The 23184-nt window shown below is 38.6% G+C and carries 18 protein-coding genes; 14 read left to right on the top strand and 4 right to left on the bottom strand.

Annotated elements, in window-relative coordinates; translation table 11 throughout:
• Window positions 1-377: 377 nt before the first annotated feature.
• The 4 genes from GQR52_RS15240 to GQR52_RS15225 all read left to right on the top strand — a co-directional run bounded on the left by GQR52_RS15240 (window position 378) and on the right by GQR52_RS15225 (window position 2858).
• Complete coding sequence (locus GQR52_RS15240; RefSeq protein ID WP_165728991.1) at window positions 378-998, top strand: glutathione S-transferase; 621 nt, start codon at window positions 378-380, stop codon at window positions 996-998.
• 51 nt (window positions 999-1049) lie between these two features.
• On the top strand, window positions 1050-1742 hold the full coding sequence (locus GQR52_RS15235) for a cupin domain-containing protein (protein WP_165728990.1): 693 nt from the start codon (window positions 1050-1052) through the stop codon (window positions 1740-1742).
• A 119-nt stretch (window positions 1743-1861) separates the two neighbouring features.
• Window positions 1862-2242, top strand: a complete 381-nt coding sequence (locus GQR52_RS15230; RefSeq protein WP_165728989.1) for an STAS/SEC14 domain-containing protein — start codon at window positions 1862-1864, stop codon at window positions 2240-2242.
• Between the two features lie 157 nt (window positions 2243-2399).
• Window positions 2400-2858, top strand: coding sequence for a nuclear transport factor 2 family protein (locus GQR52_RS15225; protein WP_165728988.1), 459 nt, complete (start codon window positions 2400-2402; stop codon window positions 2856-2858).
• 78 nt (window positions 2859-2936) lie between these two features.
• On the opposite strand, the gene GQR52_RS15220 is transcribed toward GQR52_RS15225, so the two are convergent.
• On the bottom strand, window positions 2937-3830 hold the full coding sequence (locus GQR52_RS15220) for an AraC family transcriptional regulator (RefSeq protein WP_024593261.1): 894 nt from the start codon (window positions 3828-3830) through the stop codon (window positions 2937-2939).
• A gap of 162 nt (window positions 3831-3992) precedes the next feature.
• On the opposite strand from GQR52_RS15220, the gene GQR52_RS15215 reads away from it, so the two are divergent.
• The 9 genes from GQR52_RS15215 to GQR52_RS15175 all read left to right on the top strand — a co-directional run bounded on the left by GQR52_RS15215 (window position 3993) and on the right by GQR52_RS15175 (window position 13094).
• Window positions 3993-5513: an aldehyde dehydrogenase family protein gene (locus GQR52_RS15215; RefSeq protein WP_007584266.1), complete on the top strand. Its 1521-nt coding sequence runs from the start codon at window positions 3993-3995 to the stop codon at window positions 5511-5513.
• Between the two features lie 582 nt (window positions 5514-6095).
• A complete protein-coding gene (locus GQR52_RS15210; RefSeq protein WP_024591926.1) occupies window positions 6096-6443 on the top strand; it encodes a DUF2282 domain-containing protein in 348 nt (115 codons plus the stop codon).
• Window positions 6433-7356 carry a DUF692 domain-containing protein gene (locus tag GQR52_RS15205; protein WP_165728987.1) on the top strand — a complete coding sequence of 308 codons (924 nt, stop codon included), beginning with the start codon at window positions 6433-6435 and terminating at the stop codon, window positions 7354-7356. Before GQR52_RS15210 ends, GQR52_RS15205 begins: the two co-directional genes overlap by 11 nt.
• Window positions 7356-8183: a DNA-binding domain-containing protein gene (locus tag GQR52_RS15200; protein ID WP_165728986.1), complete on the top strand. Its 828-nt coding sequence runs from the start codon at window positions 7356-7358 to the stop codon at window positions 8181-8183. The genes GQR52_RS15205 and GQR52_RS15200 overlap by 1 nt, the downstream gene beginning before the upstream one ends.
• A gap of 24 nt (window positions 8184-8207) precedes the next feature.
• Entirely contained in the window at window positions 8208-8756 is a 549-nt protein-coding gene (locus GQR52_RS15195) for a DoxX family protein (RefSeq protein WP_024610876.1), read from the top strand.
• Window positions 8757-8960: 204 nt separating this feature from the next.
• Window positions 8961-10199: a cation:proton antiporter gene (locus GQR52_RS15190; protein WP_165725055.1), complete on the top strand. Its 1239-nt coding sequence runs from the start codon at window positions 8961-8963 to the stop codon at window positions 10197-10199.
• A gap of 104 nt (window positions 10200-10303) precedes the next feature.
• Complete coding sequence (locus GQR52_RS15185) at window positions 10304-10675, top strand: DUF3703 domain-containing protein (RefSeq protein ID WP_165725054.1); 372 nt, start codon at window positions 10304-10306, stop codon at window positions 10673-10675.
• A 172-nt stretch (window positions 10676-10847) separates the two neighbouring features.
• Entirely contained in the window at window positions 10848-12320 is a 1473-nt protein-coding gene (locus GQR52_RS15180) for a S41 family peptidase (protein ID WP_165728985.1), read from the top strand.
• Window positions 12321-12374: 54 nt separating this feature from the next.
• Window positions 12375-13094 (top strand): hypothetical protein, encoded by a 720-nt coding sequence (locus tag GQR52_RS15175; RefSeq protein WP_165728984.1) that lies wholly within the window; start codon window positions 12375-12377, stop codon window positions 13092-13094.
• A 91-nt stretch (window positions 13095-13185) separates the two neighbouring features.
• Here the strand turns inward: GQR52_RS15175 and GQR52_RS15170 are convergent, their stop codons facing one another.
• The 3 genes from GQR52_RS15170 to GQR52_RS15160 all read right to left on the bottom strand — a co-directional run bounded on the left by GQR52_RS15170 (window position 13186) and on the right by GQR52_RS15160 (window position 21191).
• A complete protein-coding gene (locus tag GQR52_RS15170) occupies window positions 13186-16119 on the bottom strand; it encodes a TonB-dependent receptor (RefSeq protein WP_165728983.1) in 2934 nt (977 codons plus the stop codon).
• Between the two features lie 65 nt (window positions 16120-16184).
• Window positions 16185-18845, bottom strand: a complete 2661-nt coding sequence (locus tag GQR52_RS15165) for a glycoside hydrolase family 16 protein (protein WP_165728982.1) — start codon at window positions 18843-18845, stop codon at window positions 16185-16187.
• A gap of 321 nt (window positions 18846-19166) precedes the next feature.
• Entirely contained in the window at window positions 19167-21191 is a 2025-nt protein-coding gene (locus tag GQR52_RS15160; protein ID WP_165728981.1) for a winged helix-turn-helix domain-containing protein, read from the bottom strand.
• Between the two features lie 181 nt (window positions 21192-21372).
• Between GQR52_RS15160 and GQR52_RS15155 the strand changes: the two genes are divergently transcribed.
• Window positions 21373-23154: an alpha/beta hydrolase gene (locus tag GQR52_RS15155; protein ID WP_165728980.1), complete on the top strand. Its 1782-nt coding sequence runs from the start codon at window positions 21373-21375 to the stop codon at window positions 23152-23154.
• Window positions 23155-23184: the final 30 nt, after the last annotated feature.

Genomic DNA, 23184 nt, shown 5'->3' with positions numbered 1-23184 from the left:
CTATCTGCAGTAATACCAATTTTATTAAAACATGATCATTGTATCGCATTAAACAACTCACTAACTGCGTTAAAAATTATTCATATAGAATAACTAGATGTCATAATTTTCGCCTTGTTATTGCGCTATTTTCTTAGCGCAATAATAGATCACTTATTTAATGCAATTGGAATAGCAAAATTATCGACCAGTAGGTAGTTATTTACAAGCGTTTTTATTTTTAAGCAACCCCCTAATTTTATTATGAATTAAGTTAAATCCTATAAATCAGAAAAATTTAAACGTTGACTTAAATTTAGTTTAATACTATAAATTACCTACCGGTAGGTAGGTTGCTGCCATTAATTCACTTTTAAACAATAAAGATAGAGATTGCTATGAAAATTTATGATGTAGAAAACTTTCCAAACCCACTTCGTGTTCGTATCGCTTTAGCTGAAAAAAATGCCACTGCAAATGTTGAGTTTGTACCTGTTGATTTATTAAATGGTGAGCACAGAACAGAAGCCTTCTTAGCTAAAAATCCATTAGCAGGTGTGCCCGTATTAGAGCTAGATGACGGCACGTTTATATCAGAAAGTACCGCTATTACTGAGTATATTGATACCGCATTTGAAGGCCCATCTTTAATGGGTGAAACCGCAAAAGAGCGTGCAGTAATTAACATGATGCAAAAACGCGCAGAATCTATGGTGCTTGACGCTGTGGCAACTTACTTTCATCATGCAACTGATGGTTTAGGTCCAGAGCTTGAAACGTATCAAAATGTGGCGTGGGGTGAAAAACAAGGCGAAAAGGCACGCCAAGGGTTTAGCTATTTTAATGATGTATTAGCGCAATCAGCATTTGTTGGTGGTGAGCAGTTTAGTATTGCTGATATTACATTGTATGCTGGGCTGGTATTTGCTGGATTTGCACAAATAGCAATCCCAAATGAGTTAACCCATTTAGTAGCATGGCAAGAAAAAGTAGCAAAACGCCCAAGTGTTGCTGCTTAATTTACTTGTTTTAGGTTAGGGTTTAAGTAAAACACCGGTTAGGAGCCAAATATGAAAATTGCTGCCGATTTTAGTAAGCGAGTTGTAGTACATAGCGAAACACTCCCGTGGGTTGCATCGCCAATGGCGGGCGTTGATAGACGAGCGCTGGATCGGGTGGGCGACGAAGTTGCTCGCGCAACAACTATTGTTCGTTATGCACCGGGCAGTGAATTTTCACCACATGTACATACAGGTGGTGAGGAGTTTGTTGTGCTAGAAGGTGTATTTCAAGATGAGCATGGCGATTTTCCGGCAGGTTCCTATATCCGTAACCCTCCGCAATCAAAGCATAAACCGGGATCTGAAAACGGCTGCGTTATATTTGTAAAGTTATGGCAGTTTCAGCCAGAGGATCGAACGCATGTGCGTTTGCAAACAGACTTGATGCAAAGTACGGTGCATCCACATTTTAAAAATGTAGCCGTAACACCTTTATATAAAGACGACTTTGAAGACGTAAGCTTATTACACTTTGAGCCTAATGCCGACATGGTTATAAACGCAAAAGGTGGAGCAGAGCTTCTAGTACTTGAGGGCTCGTTTGACGAGCAAGCCGATACCCTTGTAAAAAACAGTTGGTTAAGAGTGCCTATTAATAGCACTATTAATGTTAAAGCGGGAAGTAACGGTGCAAAGGTATGGCTTAAAACAGGCCATTTAACTGATGTAGAAAACCAGATCTCTCGTGTACAAAACGCATAATTGAGTAGTTTATTTAAGATTATTTATTGATCTAGTTCAGGGCTATTTATTGATTTAGTTCAGGACTAATTAACTTTAGAAGGTGTATTTTTGTTACTTACTATTTAAGGAGAGTGGCAATGGTACACACAATACATGGTTTATCTATTGGTCTTGAACGTGCAGGACGAGAGTTTTTTTTAAAACTTAAAGCCGTTGGTACACTTACTCACGACGACTATAAAATAATCACCCCAATGATAAATTCAGCACTTAGCGAAGTTAATCATCCTGTAGTAAATGTTTTAATAGATGGTAGTGAACTTGAAGGCTGGGAACTACGCGCAGCGTGGGATGACTTAAAGTTAGGTGTTAAACACTCTAAAGAATTTAAAAAAGTAGCTATTTACGGTAATAAAGAGTGGCAAGCTCGAATGGCAAAAATAGGTAACTGGTTTATCTCGGGTGAGGTTCAATACTTTGAAAATGCTACCGCAGCCATAGATTGGCTAGATGAATAGCTTGATCGAAAAAATTAAATTAAAGCACTCTTATAGAGTGCTTTTTTGCTCTATGGGTAACATTGTTAGGTAGTTACATTCGGTTTATTTCAATTGTTAATACTGCTCTATTAAAATACACTCATTATTATTGAGCAAATTACACATTATAAAAACAATGAAACAAGTACTTACCTTTATTACATTCCTGATATTTTCGGCATCGATACATGCAAAAGATAACAATATATTCACGCCGGTGAGCGATCTTTTTTTGGCTGTTTCTAACGTTGACCACACGCAAATGCGTGCAGCCGTTGATGATTCATTCCTGCTTTTAGAACACGGAGAAGTATGGACTATTGATGACTTTGTAAATGTTGTTAAGCCCGCTGATTACATACGAACGAATTATTTTAGTGTTATAAATTCGCGTGTAGAAGGAGACGTCGCTTTCATTAATTACTGGAATAAAGCCAATATTAAAAACACCGAAAGAAGTATTGATATTTATTGGTTAGAAAGCGTTGTTGTATCAAAAGTGGGCGATAAATGGCTGTTATCGCAAATGCACTCTACTCGGTTACCTCAAGATGAAATACCTAAAGGTGTCACCTTTATAAAGCAACAGATATAACTCTGATTTAAAGCCCCGTAATATAGGGCTTTAATCATTTAAATTACATCAGCCAGTACAGGTAATGCCCCTTTAGAGCTAATGTCGACACTCTTTAGGCGCAATGCCAAACGTTTGTTTAAATAAACGACTAAAGTGGCTCGCGCTATTAAATCCAACATCAAAGCAAACTTTACTAATTGCATGGCCTTGTAGCAATTGAGCACGCGCTTTTTTAAGTCTTAATTGTTGCTGCCAAAGGGCTGGGCTAGTGCCAAATGCAAGTTTAAACTGCTGATAAAACTTACTGCGGCTCATGCAGGCTATTTTGCATAAGGTATTTATGTCGAGCGTTTCACTTAAGTGTTCTTCAATATAAAGCAGGGCATCGCTGACTTTTGTTTTAAGGCGTGGCTTATCGCAGCTAGCCAGCAATAGCTCGCGGCTTTGTTGTTGTAGTAAACGGGTGATTAATTCGTTTAACGACAAATCAATCAAGTAATGTCGCTGTGCGCCTTGCTCGCTAAATAAATGCACCATGCGCTCTAATAATTGCTGCGTTTGAATATTATGTTGGGTATGCACTAACTGCGGTACATATTCAAATAAGCCATCGTGTGCAAAGTTTTGCTGCATGTTAAGTGCATTCGCCACGCTAGTTATTTTGTCGGTGCTAATTTCAATCGCTAAACAAGTAGTTGGGGCGTGCATTGATGCTTGTGGAAAATCAATTAAAACACCTTGCTCTGGCGCTAATACAAACGACTCGTGTGGTAAAAATGCTTTATGGTATTGGCTGCTTTCTACGTGCATTACCTTTTTGCCGCTAAGCATGGCACAAAACAGCAGCTCGTTTGAGTGCAGTGCCACCTTTTGCGCGCTTTGATACGTGTCGTAAATGCTCAACTCACTGCTATCTGCAGCGAATGTGACTTTATTTTCTATTAATACATCAAGTTGTTGGCGTTTTTTGTTTAACTGAGATGTGTGCATATCAATCCTTTAGGTTTTTATTAGTTTGGACTCACAGACAACTTTTGTGGACAGCTAATCAAGTTTTTAGGCGCTTGTTAGTTTAATGTCGATTAAATATAAAGCATTTTGTTTTATATAAATGTTCGACCTTTAGCTAACAACAATAAAGAGAGCACACACATGATATATGCAAATCCAGGTAGCGACGGCGCACTCGTAAACTTTAAACAACAATACGGAAACTACATTGGCGGAGAGTGGGTAAAGCCTGTAAATGGCCAATACTTTGATAATATAAGCCCAGTAAACGGTAAGGTATTTTGCCAAATACCGCGTTCAGACAAAGACGACATAGAGCTGGCTCTCGACAAGGCGCATGCAGTGCGAGAGCAATGGGGCACAACGTCGGTGACCGACCGAAGTAACATACTGCTAAAAATAGCCGACCGAATTGAGCAAAACCTAGAGTTACTAGCTGTTGCCGAAACATGGGATAACGGTAAAGCAATTCGTGAAACACTCGCTGCTGATATTCCGCTAGCGGCAGATCACTTTCGCTACTTTGCAGGGTGCCTACGATCGCAAGACGGCACTATAGGTGAAATAGACGCAACCACCGTTGCGTATCATTTTCATGAGCCACTAGGGGTTGTTGGGCAAATTATTCCGTGGAACTTCCCTATTTTAATGGCCGCCTGGAAACTAGCGCCAGCACTTGCTGCAGGTAACTGTGTAATTTTAAAACCGGCTGAGCAAACACCAGCTTCTATTTTAGTTTTAATGGAGATAATTGGCGATTTACTCCCTGCAGGCGTATTAAATATAGTAAACGGCTTTGGTAAAGAAGCAGGCGAAGCACTGGCAACAAGCAAGCGTATCGCTAAAATTGCATTTACGGGTTCAACGCCTGTGGGCTCACATATTTTGAAATGCGCTGCTGAAAATATTATTCCTTCAACGGTCGAGCTCGGTGGTAAATCACCTAATATATTTTTTAATGATGTAATGGAAAAAGACGATGCGTTTTTATCCAAAGCTATTGAAGGCGCCGTGCTTGCTTACTTCAACCAAGGCGAGGTGTGTACGTGTCCATCAAGGCTGTTTATTCAAGAAGACATTTACGAGCAGTTTATTGAGCGAATACTCGAACGTACCTTAAAAATTAAACGCGGAAACCCGCTAGATAGCGAAACTATGGTTGGCGCACAAGCTTCAAAAGCGCAATTTGATAAAATACTGAGCTACATTGAAATAGGCAAAAAAGAAGGCGCTGAAGTACTCACTGGCGGTAATGTAGAGCAGCTAAGTGATGACTTAAACGGTGGTTACTACATACAACCTACGTTATTAAAGGGCACAAACGATATGCGTGTGTTCCAAGAAGAAATTTTTGGCCCTGTTATTTCAATGTCGACCTTTAAAGATGAAGCCGAAGCACTCGAGCTTGCCAACAGCTCTGAGTTTGGTTTAGGTGCAGGTGTGTGGAGCAGAAACATGAATCGTGCTTATCGTATGGGTCGCAAAATAGAAGCAGGGCGAGTGTGGACTAACTGTTATCACATGTACCCAGCACACGCTGCGTTTGGTGGTTATAAAAAATCAGGAATAGGGCGCGAAACGCACAAACTGGCACTGGAGCACTACCAACAAACTAAAAACCTATTAGTGAGCTACAGCGAGGATCCGCTCGGCTTCTTTTAAATAAAGAGCCTAAGCTTTAAATAAACAACCATTAAGTAATAATGCCAGCGCTACCTATTTGTAGCGCTTTTTTATAGGCAATCAGCCGTTGATAATGGCCATGTAGTCCAACATTTTAGCGTTGCAGAAAATAACATTATAATGACGGTGTTTACGAGTCCTACTTAAAAAGCGCTAATTTAGCGAGTATAGAGTGGTGTAAATATAAGGAGCCTTTAAATAATATTTTTATCCTTCCTCAGTTAAGTAAATTTCTATTTGTAGATCATTACCAAAACAAAGTGCCTCAATGCATCTAATCCACTAAATATGAACTTTTCCAAGCTTATTCATTATCAAAACAATTAGGTTAGCTTTTCTAATGTTTGTATTAACTGCTTAGTCCACTATATTTACTTCTTGTTTACAGTTGTATTTTCGTTGTAAGCAAATAATCTGAAAGTTTTTATAACAACGATAGGTCTATTAAATTGATAAAACGGCGATATTGCTTATCTCCATTGTGCTTGTTTATGAGAATGTGAATGTTTATTCGCATCCATTGATAAAACAAGAAAAAATATTTTAATCAGGAGCATACAAATGAAAAAAGTAAATTTAACTAAGGCTTTATTAATCGGCGCATCAGCAGCAGTTTTAAGCGCGGGTGCTGTAGCTGGTCCTAATAGTCAATTAACCGTTGCAGAAGGTGCTTCAGCAAAAGTACAAGAGCAATTTAAAGGCTGGGTAGCTGGTGATAAAGTTCGCGGTCGTAAAGATAAATGTTTTGGTATTGCTTTAGCGGGTGAAAATGATTGTAAAGCAGGTGCAGGAACAAGTTGTGAAGGCACTTCAACTACAGACTTCCAAGCTAACGCATGGACATATGCACCTAAAGGCGTATGTGAATCAGTTGTAACTCCTAATGGTAAAGGCTCGCTTGAAGGTTAATATAGCAGGTTTTCCCCAGTACATTGTTGCTGGGGAGCAATTAGGCGCAGGTCTTAGTTTAAAACCAGAACATCTTGACGACATTTTAGCTTTACCAGTAGAACAGCCCGTTACAAATAATAATCTTTGGTTTGAAGTGCACACAGAAAATTATTTTGTAGCAGGTGGACCTCGGTTAAATTATTTGAGAGCTGTACGTGAAAATTTTGATATTAGTTTTCATGGTGTTGGCGGTTCGTTAGGCTCTGATCATAAAGCCATGCTTGCTCATACTAAACGAGTTAAAGCGTTGATTGATGAATTTCAACCAGCACTGGTATCTGAACATGCAGTGTGGTCTAAGTCTGACGGAAAATATTTTGCAGACTTAATGCCTTTACCTCGTACCCAAGATGCACTTGAGTCTTTAATTAATGGGATTGATTGTTACCAGACGGGCATAGGTCGGTCAATTTTAGTAGAAAACCCAAGTAACTATTTAGATTTTATAAGTGATATGGATGAACCTCAGTTTTTAGTTGAGGCAGCTAAGCGTTCTGGTTGTGGCTTACTAATCGATATTAATAACTTATATATCAGTAGTAAAAACACGGGTATTGATGCGCTTGATTATTTAAAGCAGATCCCCGCTGAGCTTGTTGGAGAAATTCATATTGCAGGGCACGATCCGGATCCAGCTCTTGGTCAGTCACTATTGATAGACAGCCACGGCGCACCGGTAGCAACGCCTGTATGGGATTTGCTAGAACAAGCAATTGAGATATTTGGTCAGCGGCCAGTACTTGTTGAGCGAGATGCTAATATTCCATCGTTTGAAGAGCTTATGAGCGAGCGAGAAACTGCGCAAAACTATTTGAATCAAAGCGAGTTACAAAGTCGCTTAAATATATCTCATAAAGAAGTGGTTCGCTGATGAGTACCAATCAATATATTGATGCTTTTACTCGCTATTTACGAACGGGCGATCCAGGTGCAATGGAGCATTTTTGCGAAAATCCATCGCACATTAAAAGATTAGCTGTGTATAGAAACGGGTTTTACAAAGGCTGCGTTGATGCATTGATAGCTAACTTTCCTATGTGTGAAAAAAAAGTAGGTAGTGAGAACTTTCGTAAAATGGCACGACTTTATGTTGACCGTTTTCCGCCAGAGCAGGGCACTTTGGTGGGATATGGATTAAGCTTTCCAGACTTTGTTGCAGGCTTGATTAAAGATAGTGAAATTGAAAATCAGCATATTTTTGAAGTCACTGTAAATCAGCTAAGTACATTAAGTTTATATACGAACTTAGTTGATATTGCGCATTTAGATTACGCGTGGCTAATGAGTTTGATGAGCGCTGATTCAACTGAAACTTTAACTATAGAATATGTTACTCAACTAATGGAACAAGGTACTGAGCTTACTGAACTTAATGTAAAGCTTAACCCCAGCGTACTGCTACTTAGTGTGAGTGAAGGCGCATTTTTTGAATGGATTTCGCTAAAAACAAATAATAATGATGTCGCTGTAACTAAATCCTCTACTGAGGATTTTATTATGTTATGGCGCTTGCAAGGTGCGGTGCAAGCCCGTTCCCTTTGCGCTGCTGAAGTTAAACTTATGCAGGCCCTACAAGGTACAGGTAGGTCGTTGGGTGAAGCTTTTGATGCAGCAATAACAGTAGATGAAAACTTTGAAGTGAGCGAAGCTTTTACAGCATGCTTACAAAATGAATTATTAGAAATCCAAATCAATTAGTACATTACAAGAGTAGGAACAAATATGGGCATGATAAAAAAAATACAACAACTGTACGTGCAGATGGGAGAGCAGTTATCGCGGTTCTTAGAGCCCATAGCGCTGTTTTTTCTTCGCTTTATGGTCGCTAAAGTATTCCTCGACTCGGGGTTGAGCAAATGGGATGGCTTTTTACAATTTAATGTTGATAAATACGACCTATTTAAATACGAATTTTTCTGTCCAGATCCTGTTAGAGAAGGTGCCTTGCAGCTTTGTGATCCAAAAACATTAGATTATGTTGATGGCTCATTCCTTGTAAAAGCAATTGAAACACTTGCTGTGGTTGCTGGTGTTGTTGAAGTGTTACTCCCAATATTACTGATTATCGGTTTGTTTTCTCGCTTTGCAGCGTTAGGCCTTATTGGTATGACAATGTTTATTCAGCTTGCTGTTTTTCCTACACTCGATCATTGGATTAATCCGGCATCGTGGTGGGCTGTTTCATTATTAGTGATTTTTGCTCGTGGACCTGGCTTTTTATCTATTGATAAGTTGCTTGGATTAGACGCAAAACGTGCAGCTGCTAAGTAAGTTTTTGTATATTAGAGGTTAAAAGTTAAAGGTTAAACGTAACCGGCAGGCTAATGCTATTTAGGTGCCGGTTATCATTTTAGATTAAAGTTAAAAATAAACTTATACAAATTAACTCAATAAATTGTGCTGATTTAATATAACTAACCCCAATCCTGATATTTTCTAATAAAAATACCAAGCCATGCCTAATAGGAACTCCCAATGGAAATAGGATTACTCATTCTTCTTTTCTCAGTTAGTGCTTACTCTATGCTAGCAAAAAAACTCTCTACCACTATTATCACGGCGCCAATGGTATTTTTAGGTATAGGTTTTGCTGTATCTCAGGTTGGGCTGATCAATATAGGCGATGCACACGAAACCGTGTATTTAATAGCAGAAATATCGCTAGTTGTATTATTATTTTTAGATGCTTCACAAATAAATTTACGCAGATTAAAAAGGCAAAATACGTGGCCTTTAAGAATGCTATTGATAGGTTTACCGTTGAGTATTTTGATTGGTACAGGCTTTGCTTATTTGTTTTTTCCACAGTGGCCTTGGGCAATGCTAGCCTTAGTTGCAGCAATTTTAGCACCGACTGATGCAGCTTTAGGTCAAGCTGTTGTTAGCAATGAGAGCGTACCTTTAAACGAGCGACAAAGTTTATCAGTTGAGAGCGGTTTAAATGACGGACTAGCATTACCTGTTATTTTATTTTTTGCCAGTTTAGTTGCTATGGAAAGCGGCTCTCAAGAAAATGAAATGTCATGGTTAGTGTTTGGATTTAGCCAAATATTTATAGGTATTTTGGTTGGCGCATTTATGGGGTTCTCGAGCGGACGTTTATTTTTATACTCTGAGTCAAAAAAAATATCATCGACTATATATGAAGGCATTGGTGTTTTAGCACTTACCGGCACATCATACCTAATGGCAAGTTTACTGGGCGGAAATGGATTTATATCAGCGTTTGTTGCAGGTTTAGCCTTTGGTAATATTGTAAAAGGGCATTGCCGATTTATTTACCAATTTACTGAAAGTGAAGGGCAAATATTAATATGGACTTCGTTTGTTATTATTGGACTTGGCTTACTTCCTTCAGCTGTTGAGCATTTAACCCTCCCTGTTGTTGGTTATATTTTAGTAAGTATATTTATTGTACGACCTCTTGCTATTTATCTTTCATTGATTGGCACTAAAGCTAAAGTATTAACAAAAGTGTTTATGGGGTTCTTTGGACCTCGAGGTCTTGCAACAGCGCTGTTTGCACTTATTATCTCTAAAGATATTTTAGGTGAATACGGTCACTCAGTTTTAATTGTTGCGATTAACGCTGTATGGATGAGTACTTTAATACACGGTATTGCAGCAGCACCTATGGCTAATTGGTACGGCGCTAAAATTAAAGTGCTAAAAATTAAATCAAGAGAGCTCGCAAAACTAAAAAAACAAAAGTAGCAATTGAACCAAAATAGCAACTCGGTTATTGTTTGACCATTAATAAACATAGGTTATAAACGAGTTGCTTTAAATACTCGTTATACGCTTACAAGGATAGAAGTATGTTTAGTCAATTCACTAAAAATATAAAACCATATGTAAATGCCGAATTAGACTTAGCTCATTTAGCTAATAAAAATGGCAAGTTTATGGAGGCATTTGAGCATTTAGAAAATGCGCATGTACTCGGTCAAGAATCCACTTATTTTCATGTTAAAGTGCATATATTGATGTTTTGCTGGGCGTTTAAGCAAAACGATTTACGTGAGCTTTTAGGACAAATATTTCGTATAGCTGGAGCAGCTACCAAAACTGCGTTTGGATTAATTCCCAGGGGTAACACTGGCGGGGCAAACGTCAGCCCCTTCAAAGTCATGCCTATTTCTTTAGAGTATTCAGATTATATTGTACGCGCTAAATCAGATGTACAATAAAGCATTATTGATTAGTACTTCATTTTTGGCGAAAAATAGCTTCCCCGACTAATTTTTAAAAATACTTCAGTTAGTTAACTATTTTTAATTATAATTATAAATAAACTTGGTATTATTGTTAACTTATATTTAACTTAGTATGTTTAAAAAGCTAATAATTAAATGGATTTTTATGACTATAAAAACAAAAATAATCAACTATGTATTACTCCCAGCTTTCCTACTATCACCACTTGTAAATGCTGGACATGAGCAAGCTGTACCCACAACGCCAGAGCAGTGGCGCAGTGTTACAAATAGCGATATAGAAGCTGCTTACAGTATATCTGCACAAAATCACCCTGGTATGTTTGATGTTAATAACCCAACTTTCCCCGATTTATTAAAACAAGCAAAAGCAGAGGCGCTTACATTGTCGGCTCAAGCGAGCGGACCGCAGGCGCATGTAGCGGCAATTGCTCGTTTTAGTACTATTTTACAAGATGGTCATGCTGGTGCGTTTTCAAGCGTAGATAGACCCGCGCGCCGCTGGCCAGGCTTTAGTGCTGTTTGGCGAGGTGATGCGCTAAAAGTGTATTACAGCGAAGCCAGCAATATTAGCAAAGGCGACGTTGTAAGCCAATGTGATGGGCAAAGCACTGATACCTTAATGCGTGAGAGAATATTTAAGTTTCATGGTGAAGTGGCACAACCTGGGCACTGGTGGCAGCAAGGTTGGCGGTTACTAATTGACGAGGGTAATCCATTTTTAACTCCCCTAAAAGAATGCGAATTTGTTAAAGCCAATGGTGATACCTATACACAAGCACTAAATTGGTCAGTAAAGCCTAAGTCAGCAAGTAAGCATTTAGAAAATGCTTATAACGGTGATGAACTCCCCATTGATTTAACGTGGCCTGAAAAAAACATTGGTTGGATTGCTATGCCTAGCTTTTCATCAACCGATAAACAAACTGCTGCCTACAATAAAGTGTTTGAAAAAATACAACAGCAACGTAGCAAGTTACTTACTGCAAAAGCCGTGGTATTAGATTTGCGCCATAACCAAGGTGGTTCATCTTATTGGAGCTCACAAATAGCAAAAGGATTATGGGGCCAAAAAGTAGTAGAGCAAAAAGCAAATAATACTTCTCAAAACACGCAAGTATGGTGGAGAGCATCAAAAGATAATACTGACTATGTAGAGTCTTTATTTAGCGTTGTAAAAGATCAACCCGAAGTACTGAAAACTCTTAAAACCGTCGCTGCTGGCATGGCTCTATCACTTGAAAATGATGCCCCGTTTTATGTAGAAGAAAAGACTAATACGCTAAATAACATACCACATACACCTTTAGTGAGTGACTTTAAAACCAAGGTGTTTGTTATTGTTCCGCCGCAATGTGCTAGTGCTTGTTTAGATGCACTTGATAAGTTTAAGCTTTTTGAAAATACAACGTTATTTGGTGCACCAAGTAGTGCTGATTCTATGTATATGGAGGTACGTTTAGCTGATTTACCTTCAGGCTTAGGCAAAGTTATTGTACCTAACAAAGTATACGTAAACAGAGCGCGAGGGGCAGGGGCTTACTACAAGCCAGATATTGCGTATAACGGCATTGATTGGACAACCAATCGGCTGCTTGAGCAGATTAAAAAATACTAGGATTTGTAAATAATTACCTACTTTAGAATTAAGTAGCTTAGAAGTTGGAATAACATGAAATCAGATAAATTTTTTAAATGGGTATGGAATCTTAATGGGCTGGTTTTATTTAGTGGACTTATAATTGCTATATTTTTTGTTTTTTATCAACTTGCTTCTGTCATTTTTAAAGATCAAATTCTCGTAAAACAAACAACATTAAATTTAGCTCAAGACGATAACAAAGAAGAAAACTGGCGCTTAGGTTATCCACATAAAATAAGTGGTACTGATTTTTATTTTATTGCACTTGAGTCCGAAAAACTGTTTGTAGAAAAAAGTGAAGTACTGGGGATATATAATGAGTTTGGCGGAAGTAGCTATAAACCAACTAGATCAAAAAACGTTCTCTTCACTAATAGCATTACGAATAACTCTGTTTGGTTATTTAAATCTATAGATCAGTTGATTATAGATATAATGCCACTTGTAGATGATGAGTTTAATGAAAGGTCAGCCACCCGCGCTATCTCTTATGAAGTAATAAATAGTGATACAAATTTAGATAATAAATTGGATAACACCGACAATCGGACTTTTGCTTTAAGTAAAGTTGATGGCTCTAATTACACTGAAATTATTACAGATTATAATCGTATAGTTGAATCAGGTTTAAATTCTGACGGGGAGCTTTTTGTTATTTTTATTAATAATAATGTGGTTTATTCAATGCTTGTGGATTTAATTACATTTGAAATATTAAGTAAGAAGCCTTTACCAAAGGTCGGAGGTTAACAGCTCATTACTGGTAAATAACTAAGAGTTAAGGCAATAAAAAACCGCTCAGTGAGCGGTTTTTTTGCATTTTTTACTAAAGAAAATTTAGTTAGAACGTGTAACGAGCACCAATTGAGTAACGAGGACCGTATTGATTAGCAAATAAGAACTGCTCTTCGTAACGTCCGTAACCTTCTTCGGTGGCATTATTTAAGTTTATGCCATCAAAAAATACCGTTACGTTTTCGTTTACATCGTAGTTAACGCTCATATCCCATTGGCCATACGCTTTAGCATATTGCGGAGGCGCATCAGCTGAACCTTGCGCTTGGCCTACACCAATTAGGTATGAGTCGCGCCATGCATAAGTAATTTTAATTGATAGGCCGTCTTTTTCGTAAAAGCCTTGGAAGTTAGCTGAGTCACTTAAGCCTGTTAGTGGTGCTTGTTGATCTAGGCTTTCGCTATCAAATTCAACGTCGCCATCTACAAATGTTGCGTTAACACCAATACCAAAACCGGTTTCACCAATTAAGTGCTGAACAGCTACTTCAAAACCATCTACCGATTTACTGTCGGTGTTTTGTGGTTGGCTAATATTCCATGTTATTAGCGGATCGTCGCTGTTTGGTTCAATAACGCCATTTGCATTGCCGTAACCGCTGGCAATCATTTGTGCAAAAATAGCGTCGGTTGTTGCTTGCTCGCCACGTGATTCAATATCGCTTACGGCTTGTAAGTAACGAGGACCGTTTAAAATATCGTGCAAGCCATCAATAGTGGTTTGCGTAATGGTGGTTTGAATAAAGTTATCAACATCTTTTTTAAAGTAACCAACAGATGCGTAGCTGCCTTCTGCGTAGTAATACTCAAGTGATAAATCAAGGTTTGTTGATTCAAACGGTAATAAGTTTGTATTACCTTGGCCACCTGTACGAGAACCTGGTTTTGGGCTGCCTGTTAAACTACGACCACCGGCTAAATTACCTAATGGTGCACGCGACATTGTTTTACCCCAAGATACGCGGGCCACTACGTCTTCAGTTAAATCAACACTTACGTCGATTGAAGGCAGTAAAACATCGTAATCACCTTGTTGCTCTAAGAAGTTATCATCGCCGCCAGCAGCGTATTGCATGATCCACTCTGAAGCGCTGATCCAATTAACTTGATCTTCAACGCGTTGGCGCACAGTACTTGTTACGTCTGTTTGCTCATAGCGTAGGCCTGCATTTACTTTTACGTAGTAGTTACTTACGTCAAATTCCCAGCTTGATTGAACATAAAAGCTATTAGTGATTTCTTCTACGTAGCTCTCGCTATCTATTCCGTCTGCGTATGCATTAGCTGTATATGCATCGCCACCCGTTACATCAGCCGTTAAATAAGCAATTTGGCGCGCAACAGCTTCGTCAAAGTCATAGGTATAGTAGTAACCAGGTTGTAAGTCGCTGCCGCCGCCATCAAACTGATCTAAAAGGCCTGATGTATCGTTGCGGGTAAACATGCTATCTGGGAATATTTCTGTATACGATGGGTTAAAGCCTGGACCACCTACTAAACCACTCCATGCGGTGTAACCACCGGTGTTTTGTTCTGTACGTGATGCGCCAAATTTAACTTTAACTAAACCAATGTCATAGCTTTCGTTATACCATGTCGTATGCAGTTGTAATTGTTCAATGTTTGATTCACCAGGTGAATGAATAAACTGACTAAAGTTTGAATCAATTTCGCCAGGCGTTAATTCACTTGTGCCATTTAACCAGTTAACTTGTGCACTGGGTACTTCGCCCGTGCGGTAATCATAAATTTTATTAGCTAGCTGATCAGAACCTAAAATTACTTGGCCGGCACTTCCCAGCCCGTTGTCGGCGCCGTTATCAGTTTCGTTTTTAGAGTCGTGGTAATCAAGCTCTACGTGCCACGTGTCGTTAATTTCCCAATCTAGATTTAAACCTAGAGAGCGCGCTTTTACTTCTGTAGTACCTTTATTAGCTGTGAATGATGCATCGTTACCGCTAATATCAGCATAAACAGCTGTACCATTTTCATCTAGTTCGTAGCCATTAATATTGCTACCAAAGTCGTTCCAAATACCCCAACCAATACTTTGAGAACCTGTTACAGCTTTACTTGCGGTGTAATCAAGTGTTGCTACAAAGCCATCTACCGGTGCAAACTGAAAAGTAACTTGTCCGTTTGTACGTTCACGTTCTACATCTTCAATAGAGTAGTTCATGTCTTTAGGGAAGTAGTAGTTACCTGATGTATCTGTACGGTTATCAACAACGTTGCTACTATCTAAATCAGGTAGGTCTACGTTTGCTTGCCAGCCTTGAATATTGGCACTTTGTTTTTGAAAGTCACGCTCTTGGTGCGAAAACGAAAAACCAAAACCAAAAGTGTCATCTACAAAAGTATTGCTGTAAACAGTAGAAAACTCTGGTGTTACGTCATCGCCAGCTTCGTTTGACGAGTCGTGATTTGCTTTAACGGTTGCTGAAAAGTTCTGACCCGGCTTTTGAAAAGGGCGTGCAGTAGAAATATTTACCGTTGCACCTAAGCCACCGCTTGGCACGTCTGCACGTGCTGTTTTAAATACTTCAAGGGCACTTACACCTTCAGAGGCGATGTTTTCAAGGTTATACGAACGTGTATAACCTGTGCCCGGCATTTGGCGGCCATTTAAGGTAATTAAGTTAAACTCAGGGCCAAAACCACGTACTGTAATTTGGCTACCTTCACCGTTTGCACGGCTCACCGATACGCCGGTAATACGTTGTAATGATTCTGCTAAGTTGGTATCTGGGAATTTACCCATTTCTTCAGATGAAATGGCATCTACAATGCCAGAAGAGTCGCGTTTCATATCCATAGAACGAATAAGTGAACCACGAATACCTTTTACTTCAATAACTTCTACATCAGATGAAACGCTTGTTTCTGCTTCTGCCGCAATAGCTGTGTTTAATGTGCTCGCAGCAATGATGAGAGACACAGAAGCCGCAAGTTGGCTCTTTTTAAAATTGAATGTGTTCATAATAGCTCTGCTTTATAAAATGTTGTTGTGTAGCAATAGGCGCTAAGCGCCTATTGGTGTGTGTTTTATGGATTTGCAATAATCACGTTGTCTATACGGTAAAGCGCGCCATCGCCCATGTCCCAGCTAGGAAAAACCATAATTACGTTTAATGCGCTAATGTCTAAGCCGGCATCAAATAATTGCTGAAGAGGGAAGGTGTATGTTTGCCATTCGCCCGTTACAGGTACTTGGCCTTCAACACTGCTAGATAAAGCAAGCTCTACGGCACTCGATGTACCAATTGATTCAATTTTAAATAGCCATTGTGCGTCAATATCTGAAGGCGCAGAGACTAGTTTCATATCAAATTGAACTACACCATTTTCAAGTATTGCAGAGGCATCGAACGATACGTCTTCATCAGCAATAAAGCCCATTACTGTAGCAGTAGAACCAATGCTAAATTGCGCTACTGCGCCATGCGCGTCATCATCGGTTTCTGTTGTTGGTGTAGAGCCACCACAACAATCCCAAATACTCCACTGATCGGCAGCTGCATCTTTAAATACAGTAAGCTCACCCGTTGCAGCTGGCGCTGCATTTGGATTATAAATCTTAACGTTATCTACACGGTAAACAGAGCCTTCACCTGCACCCCACGCTGGGAAAATCATTAGTACATCTATAGTACTTACATCTAAGCCAGCAGCTGCAAGATCAGAAAGCTTAAACGTATATGTTTGCCACTCGCCAGTAACTGGCGCTACGCCTTCAACACTTGCCGTTAATTCAAGCTCTACTGCAGAGTCACCTTCGTTTGACTCAACTTTAAACAACCACGGTGTAGTTGGGTCACTCGGTGCAGACGTTGCTTTTAAATCAAATTGAATAACGCCTTCATCTAAAATGCTACTAGCATCAAACGATTCACCTGCGCCACCTGACGATGTGCGGCTATTAAAGCCCATTACAGTAGGCTCTGCACCAATGCTAAATTCTGCGGTTAAACCATGCTCTTCATCATCCATAGCTTCAACAGGGGTTGAGCCACCACAACAATCCCACATTGGCCATGCTAGATTTTGCTCATCAGTAAAAATAGTAAGCTCAGGTGATACGCCTAAGTTATCTTGAGTAATCTCAACATCGTCAATTAAATAAACAGCGCCTTCACCTGCGCCCCATGCTGGAAACACCATGATCACATCAATTGCACTAATATCTAAATTTGCAGCATCTAGATCTTTTAATAAGAATGTATAAGTTTGCCATTGGCCAACAACAGGACTTACGCCTTCAATGCTATCTGTAATCGGCATTTCTAATGCGCTAGAACCTTCATTACTTTCAAGTTTTACAAGCCAAGCTGCATCAGCAGTGCCTGGTGCATTTGTTACTTTCATTTTAAAACGAACGTAACCTTCATCCAGCATTGGAGAAGCATCAAACGGGCTGGCTTTTCCTGCTTCGTCAGTAATAAAAATCTCACGGCTAATAAAGCCCATTACAGTGGGTTCTGCACCTACTACAAATTCAACTACATCACCTTGGGTTTCATCTGCAACAATAGCGGGAGTAGATCCTCCACAACAATCCCATGCAGGCCAATTTGGATTAAATGACTCACCAAAAATAGTCAGTGGTGTTGCAATGCCTGTCGAAGGTGGGCTAGGAATTGGTGCATCGCCTTCAAGCAAAGCATCGTCTAGGCTATTGTAACCTGGGCGAATAGTTTCACAGCCTTTACCTGTTTCAGGGTTTGATGCACATTGATAAACACGTACGTAATCAATAGCAAAGGTTTGGCCGTTTTCAAATGCGCTAGCATCTATACCTAGATCATTAACGTTTTCAGGCCAGTCGCCGCCTACTGCTAGGTTTAGCAATAAATGAAAGTCTTTATCAAATGGTGCGCTATCCCAGTGAGTTTCAAGCTCGCCAGAACCTTGCTCAAAATATTCAGCAAACCAGCCACGGTGTTTTAGACCTACAGCCTCGTCACTTGCATTAGTACGAACTTCTGATTGACGCTGAGTTGCATAAAGGTAACCGTCTACGTACCAACGAATTTCACCTTCTTGCCATTCAACAGCATACGTGTGGAAATCATCTGCCGGGTTAGTATTTTCAGGGAATTTAAATTCTTTGCCCGTAGAGCTGTTATCTGGCCACGCGCGTCCGTAATGAAGTGTGCCGTGGATGCTTGACTCTATTCCACCGTCTTCATCCGGTGTTTTAAGATTTACTGATTCTAAAACATCTATTTCGCCAGAACGAGGCCAAGTGCCGTAAACTTCATCTGTTGGCAGCATCCAAAATGCTGGCCAGCTACCTTGTCCTGATGGAAGTTTGGCGCGCACTTCAAAGCGACCATACGTAAAGTCAGCGTTGTAACGCGTATTTAAGCGCGCTGAAGTGTAAGGTTTTTCTGCACCTTCTTCAGCGGGTAGGGCAACAATGTTTAACACACCGTCTGCAATAAATGCATTTTGCTCGCTGTCGGTGTAACACTGTTTCTCGTTGTTACCACCGCCATTGCAGTTTAATTCATAGTTCCATTTGTTTGTATCAATGGCTGAGCCTTCAAACTCGTCGCTCCAAACCATTTGCCAATCTGATACTGGTTCAGAAGCATCTACATTTTCAAAATTTGATTTAGTGGCAGAGTCGCCACCACAGCCAGCTAACGTAACTAAAGAGATAGCGGCAAGTAAACGTGTAATGTGCGTTGTTTCAATGTTCATAACTGAACCCCGGTTTCAACAGATTATTGTCAGATTAATTGTTTTACGATCTATGTATTTTTGTGTTGTAAGCGCTTACATTTGTAAATGTGTTTTGTAAGCGCTTACAAATGATATTGTGGAGTACGCAAATGGTCAACATATTTGTTTATTTTATTTACAATTAGTTTACGGTAAGACCAGTTGCAGGACTGAAAAATACATAAATACGAGGAGCGTAAGCAGTTTACTTATTTACATATGTATTGCTAAACAGTTTATAGTAAAGCATTTTTATTATTTTATATTTGAAAAACACACACCTATATTTAAAAACGATAATTAAAAGGTATATTGATAAATATCACCTTGAATGGTTTTTAGGCGTACCCAGAATATATGTTGCTGATCAGGTGCCACTGTATATTGGTGAACAAAACCATCAGGTTTTGGCATGATCAAATTCTCTTTTTGAGTATTGATATTAAAAGTCCAAATTCCCGTTGCTTCTCGATAAAAGTATAATTGGTGGTCAATAAGTTGCCAGTTTAGCCAGTTGATTCGATTGAAGTTTTTAATAACAAGTTCTTCACTTGTTGTTGTTAAATTTTTACGCCATAAACCATCTACATTAAATTTAGAGTAATAGAGGTATTGATCTACGATTCTGCCGCTATAACCCCCATTTAAAGTTAATTGACTGTGTGTATCGGTACTTCGTTGATACAACCACAGTTGCCATTGTCCAGAAGCGTTTGTGCTATAAATAATGTTATTTTGTGCGTCGTAATTAGCAACATAGCTATTGTGATTTTTAGTAAACACTTTTTGATAGGCATTTTTATTTAAATCTAGTTCAAAAACATCGCCGTGCTTAGTAAATAAAATACGGCTGCCATCATCAGATAGTTCGTAGCGTACAAACTGTAGATCAAAGGGTAAATCGATATCAATTAATTGGGCCTCGTCGTTTTTAACTCTCCAAAAGTGATGGCTTTTGTAACGCGTAGACAAAAAAGTTTGAATGTTTGCCCGCATACGAGGAAGCAGCTCTGTGCGCGCACTTTGCTGCCACACATGTTGACTGCTGTTAATAGTGTTATATTTTACAATTTCGCTTACGACATTAAGGCTACTTACTAATAGCGAGGCATTCAATTTAGCTGGGATAATAGCTAAAGAGTTAATTGTAAAATCTAATTTTTTTATCGAATAATATTCACCACTAGCGGCTTCTAAAGAGAAAATAGTGTTGTTGTTTGCGATAACTAAAGTATTGTTTTTAGAATGCCATACAAGACTTTTTACACGCAGATTAACTACGTATTCGTTTAATTTTTCTTCTTCATTTTTAATAATTATTTTTGAGTCGTTTTCGCTTATATAACGAACAATAGCAAGTTGATTACTATGGTTATTGTAGGAGAAATCAAAATCGCCCTTAGTATTATTGTTACTACTTGGATTTGTAATTTGTCTTAATCTACTCGTGTTTATATTATAGCTATATACTTGATATGGATGAGATTTACTAAAACGTTTATTGAAGTAAAATGTATTGTTTTCTCCCCAAGCTAGTGAGGTTGGGAACTCATCACATGAAAATAAAAACTGCTTTTTCTTAGTGTGTACATGATAAGTCGAAATTAAACATTGTTCATCAATGTGTGTTGCATAAACGATATATTCTCCATCAGCACTTATCGTCGCCAACGAATTTGTTAGTACACTGTTTTGAGTATGTGTTTTTGTATCATATAAATAAACCGATTGACGGTCATCCTCATCAAGGTGATGGAACAAAATGAGTCCCCCAGATTGGGTGGCCGAGAGCTTATATTCTCTACCTTGCAAACCAATCAATGGCGCACTAACAAGTGATAATTTATTTGGCGTGATTAAGTTTTCAACTTTGAAGAGTGTGCTAAAAAGGGTAATTAATAGCAGAGTTATAATAATTGCAATAATTGATGCTTTTTTGATATTGCGCATAGGTTTCTTGAATGATGGGCTTTTAAAAGCAACCTTTTGCTCAACAGGCATTTCATCGTGAGAAATATCTGTGTTCGTTACAGTAGCAACTAACCGATACCCTTGAGTTGGGACAGTTTCAATAATATTTTCATTAGTTAACGCTGAAAAATGGTTTCTCAATAAAGACACTGTTCGATTGATCGCCCCCTCACCTACAACCCGATTATTCCAGACTTCAACTATGAGTTGGTCTCGAGTGACAATTTTCCCATTAGCTGCTAGTAAAGTAATTAATAAACTGAATACTTTTGGTTCAAGTTTTCTAGTTTGACTGTCATTTTTTAATGTTCGCTGCTCTTCGTCAAAAATAACACCAGAAATATGGACAGCCATAGGTTTCTCTATCGTATTGAAATTACATTGCTTTTTAAAATATAACATAAATATAACATAAATATAACAAAAACATAAGCGTCAACTATGGCAACAACAAATAAGTATATGATTTGCTACCAACTCATATTTAATGAGAGTAGAGAAGATGCGTACTTATTTATATTTATTATTGAAAATAATGACAGTCACATTATTAATGGCCGGCTGTAATGGTACTAATAAGGATTCGAGTTTAACAAGTACCCAGCCCAAGGGTTTAACTAAAGTTAAATTAAAAAATCGAAGTTATTATGTGGCAACACCACGTAATAACTTTGATACAAAAAAATCTTATAAGCTTTTATTAGCTTTTCATGGTTCTGGGCAGAGCGCTAAAAATATGCAGAGTATGGCTGCGTTTGAATCTGCATCAGAAAATTATATAGTTGTTTACCCACAATCAAAAGTTGAAGAGTGGAATGAAGGATGTGATTGCAATAAACCCCATCGATTAGGCATTAATGATTTGGTGTTTGTCGAAAATGTTGTTGATGATGTTAAAGCTAAATACAACATTATTGATGGAGAGCTTTTTGCGGTCGGGTTTTCTCAAGGAGGTTTATTTACACAAAATTTAATGTGTAATAGTAGTTTAAAGTTTGCGGCCATAGCATCAGTTGCCTCGCCTATGTCAGAGCAGCTGTCTCAACGATGCGAGATAGTAAATCACACCAACTACATGATGGTACATGGCACAAATGATCAGACTTTACCCTTTGAAGGTAAAACTCATTCAAATTTTGGATTAATCCCAAGTAGGCTTGCTATTGAAATAATAGCCAAAGAAAACAGTATTGATTCGGGTGTACAATTAGAAAAAAGTCAGGCAATCGCTAAATATACATTTAAAAATGATAGCTATATCAACCAATTGGTAGCAATTGAAGGCGGTGGGCATAGTTGGGCATTTAGTAGTTTTAACACCACTGAAGAATTAATAAGCTTTTTTGATACAGTAAGTAAAACTAAACTCGATACCTACTCAAAATTATATCGCGTTGATCAACAACAAAAAATCGATGTACATGTACGTAGCATGGGCCTTGAACATTCGGGGCCCGCGATTATTCTTTTATCGGGCTTTAATAAAAACTTTCATAGTGACAGTGCTTGGTTTGCTTTACTGCAGCCATTGATAGCAAAAACTCATCGTGTACACGTCATAGAACGCTTTGGAAGCGGTTTTAGTAGCCCTGCTGAGCAACCATCGTATGCTTCTTTTGTGCCTGCATTAGATAAAACGTTAGGACTGCTTAATGAAAAGGAGCTAATTATTGTTAGCTTTGCCAGTGCAAATATTTTGGCTCACTTATGGCAAAATTCACCTGATTCACAATTTGTAACTAGCCTTAACGGTATGGTGTGGATTGACCCCGATGTTTTGCTGCCACACTCTATTAGCTTGTATCAAGATTGGCCCGTATATTGGTATAGAGATGCAGGTGATACCTTAATCACACATATAGAAGAAGGTAATTGGACGCAAAGGACTCGAGATAAATTAATTGATGAACGTACAACGACCGAAACACTCATCCCTTCACAGTATAAAGCAGAGATGAATTGGCCGTACTTTGATTTAATAAGCCAAAGCCGTACTCAAATTGATAAACAAGTAACACGAGCAAGAGAGATTATGAATTATCATGATGATTTAAATCGTGTTATTAGTGCCGATATAGCCACATCCACTCCAATCTCCGTTATAGATACTGATTTTGAATCGTATGATATTAAAAATGCAGAACCTGACTTCGTCGATAATTTAGTATTATGGCAACAAGAGGGCTCTTTATGGAGCCAGCAAATTAGTGAGCAATCGGGTGGGCAATATATACCTCTAAGTAATAGCGATCATATGGCAGTTTTTCAGCGCCCAGACGACATTTTAAAAGCAATAAAAAATATAAAAAGTAAATAACCTGATGTAATATATTAACTAAGTGAGCTT

The organism is Pseudoalteromonas sp. 31A1 (assembly GCF_011378815.1).
Taxonomy (GTDB): Bacteria; Pseudomonadota; Gammaproteobacteria; order Enterobacterales; family Alteromonadaceae; genus Pseudoalteromonas; species Pseudoalteromonas arctica.
Note: the sequence above shows the minus strand (reverse complement) of the source record. Positions and strands in the feature narration are given on the sequence as shown.

Excerpts from the sequence above, each read along its gene's own strand:
- GQR52_RS15180 (WP_165728985.1), top strand. The coding sequence starts at position 10,848 with ATGACTATAAAAACAAAAATAATCAACTATGTATTACTCCCAGCTTTC.
- GQR52_RS15185 (WP_165725054.1), top strand. The coding sequence starts at position 10,304 with ATGTTTAGTCAATTCACTAAAAATATAAAACCATATGTAAATGCCGAA.
- GQR52_RS15170 (WP_165728983.1), bottom strand. The coding sequence starts at position 16,119 with ATGAACACATTCAATTTTAAAAAGAGCCAACTTGCGGCTTCTGTGTCT.
- GQR52_RS15230 (WP_165728989.1), top strand. The coding sequence starts at position 1,862 with ATGGTACACACAATACATGGTTTATCTATTGGTCTTGAACGTGCAGGA.
- GQR52_RS15190 (WP_165725055.1), top strand. The coding sequence starts at position 8,961 with ATGGAAATAGGATTACTCATTCTTCTTTTCTCAGTTAGTGCTTACTCT.
- GQR52_RS15165 (WP_165728982.1), bottom strand. The coding sequence starts at position 18,845 with ATGAACATTGAAACAACGCACATTACACGTTTACTTGCCGCTATCTCT.
- GQR52_RS15155 (WP_165728980.1), top strand. The coding sequence starts at position 21,373 with ATGACAGTCACATTATTAATGGCCGGCTGTAATGGTACTAATAAGGAT.
- GQR52_RS15215 (WP_007584266.1), top strand. The coding sequence starts at position 3,993 with ATGATATATGCAAATCCAGGTAGCGACGGCGCACTCGTAAACTTTAAA.
- GQR52_RS15200 (WP_165728986.1), top strand. The coding sequence starts at position 7,356 with ATGAGTACCAATCAATATATTGATGCTTTTACTCGCTATTTACGAACG.
- GQR52_RS15210 (WP_024591926.1), top strand. The coding sequence starts at position 6,096 with ATGAAAAAAGTAAATTTAACTAAGGCTTTATTAATCGGCGCATCAGCA.
- GQR52_RS15160 (WP_165728981.1), bottom strand. The coding sequence starts at position 21,191 with ATGGCTGTCCATATTTCTGGTGTTATTTTTGACGAAGAGCAGCGAACA.
- GQR52_RS15175 (WP_165728984.1), top strand. The coding sequence starts at position 12,375 with ATGAAATCAGATAAATTTTTTAAATGGGTATGGAATCTTAATGGGCTG.
- GQR52_RS15240 (WP_165728991.1), top strand. The coding sequence starts at position 378 with ATGAAAATTTATGATGTAGAAAACTTTCCAAACCCACTTCGTGTTCGT.
- GQR52_RS15235 (WP_165728990.1), top strand. The coding sequence starts at position 1,050 with ATGAAAATTGCTGCCGATTTTAGTAAGCGAGTTGTAGTACATAGCGAA.
- GQR52_RS15195 (WP_024610876.1), top strand. The coding sequence starts at position 8,208 with ATGGGCATGATAAAAAAAATACAACAACTGTACGTGCAGATGGGAGAG.
- GQR52_RS15225 (WP_165728988.1), top strand. The coding sequence starts at position 2,400 with ATGAAACAAGTACTTACCTTTATTACATTCCTGATATTTTCGGCATCG.
- GQR52_RS15220 (WP_024593261.1), bottom strand. The coding sequence starts at position 3,830 with ATGCACACATCTCAGTTAAACAAAAAACGCCAACAACTTGATGTATTA.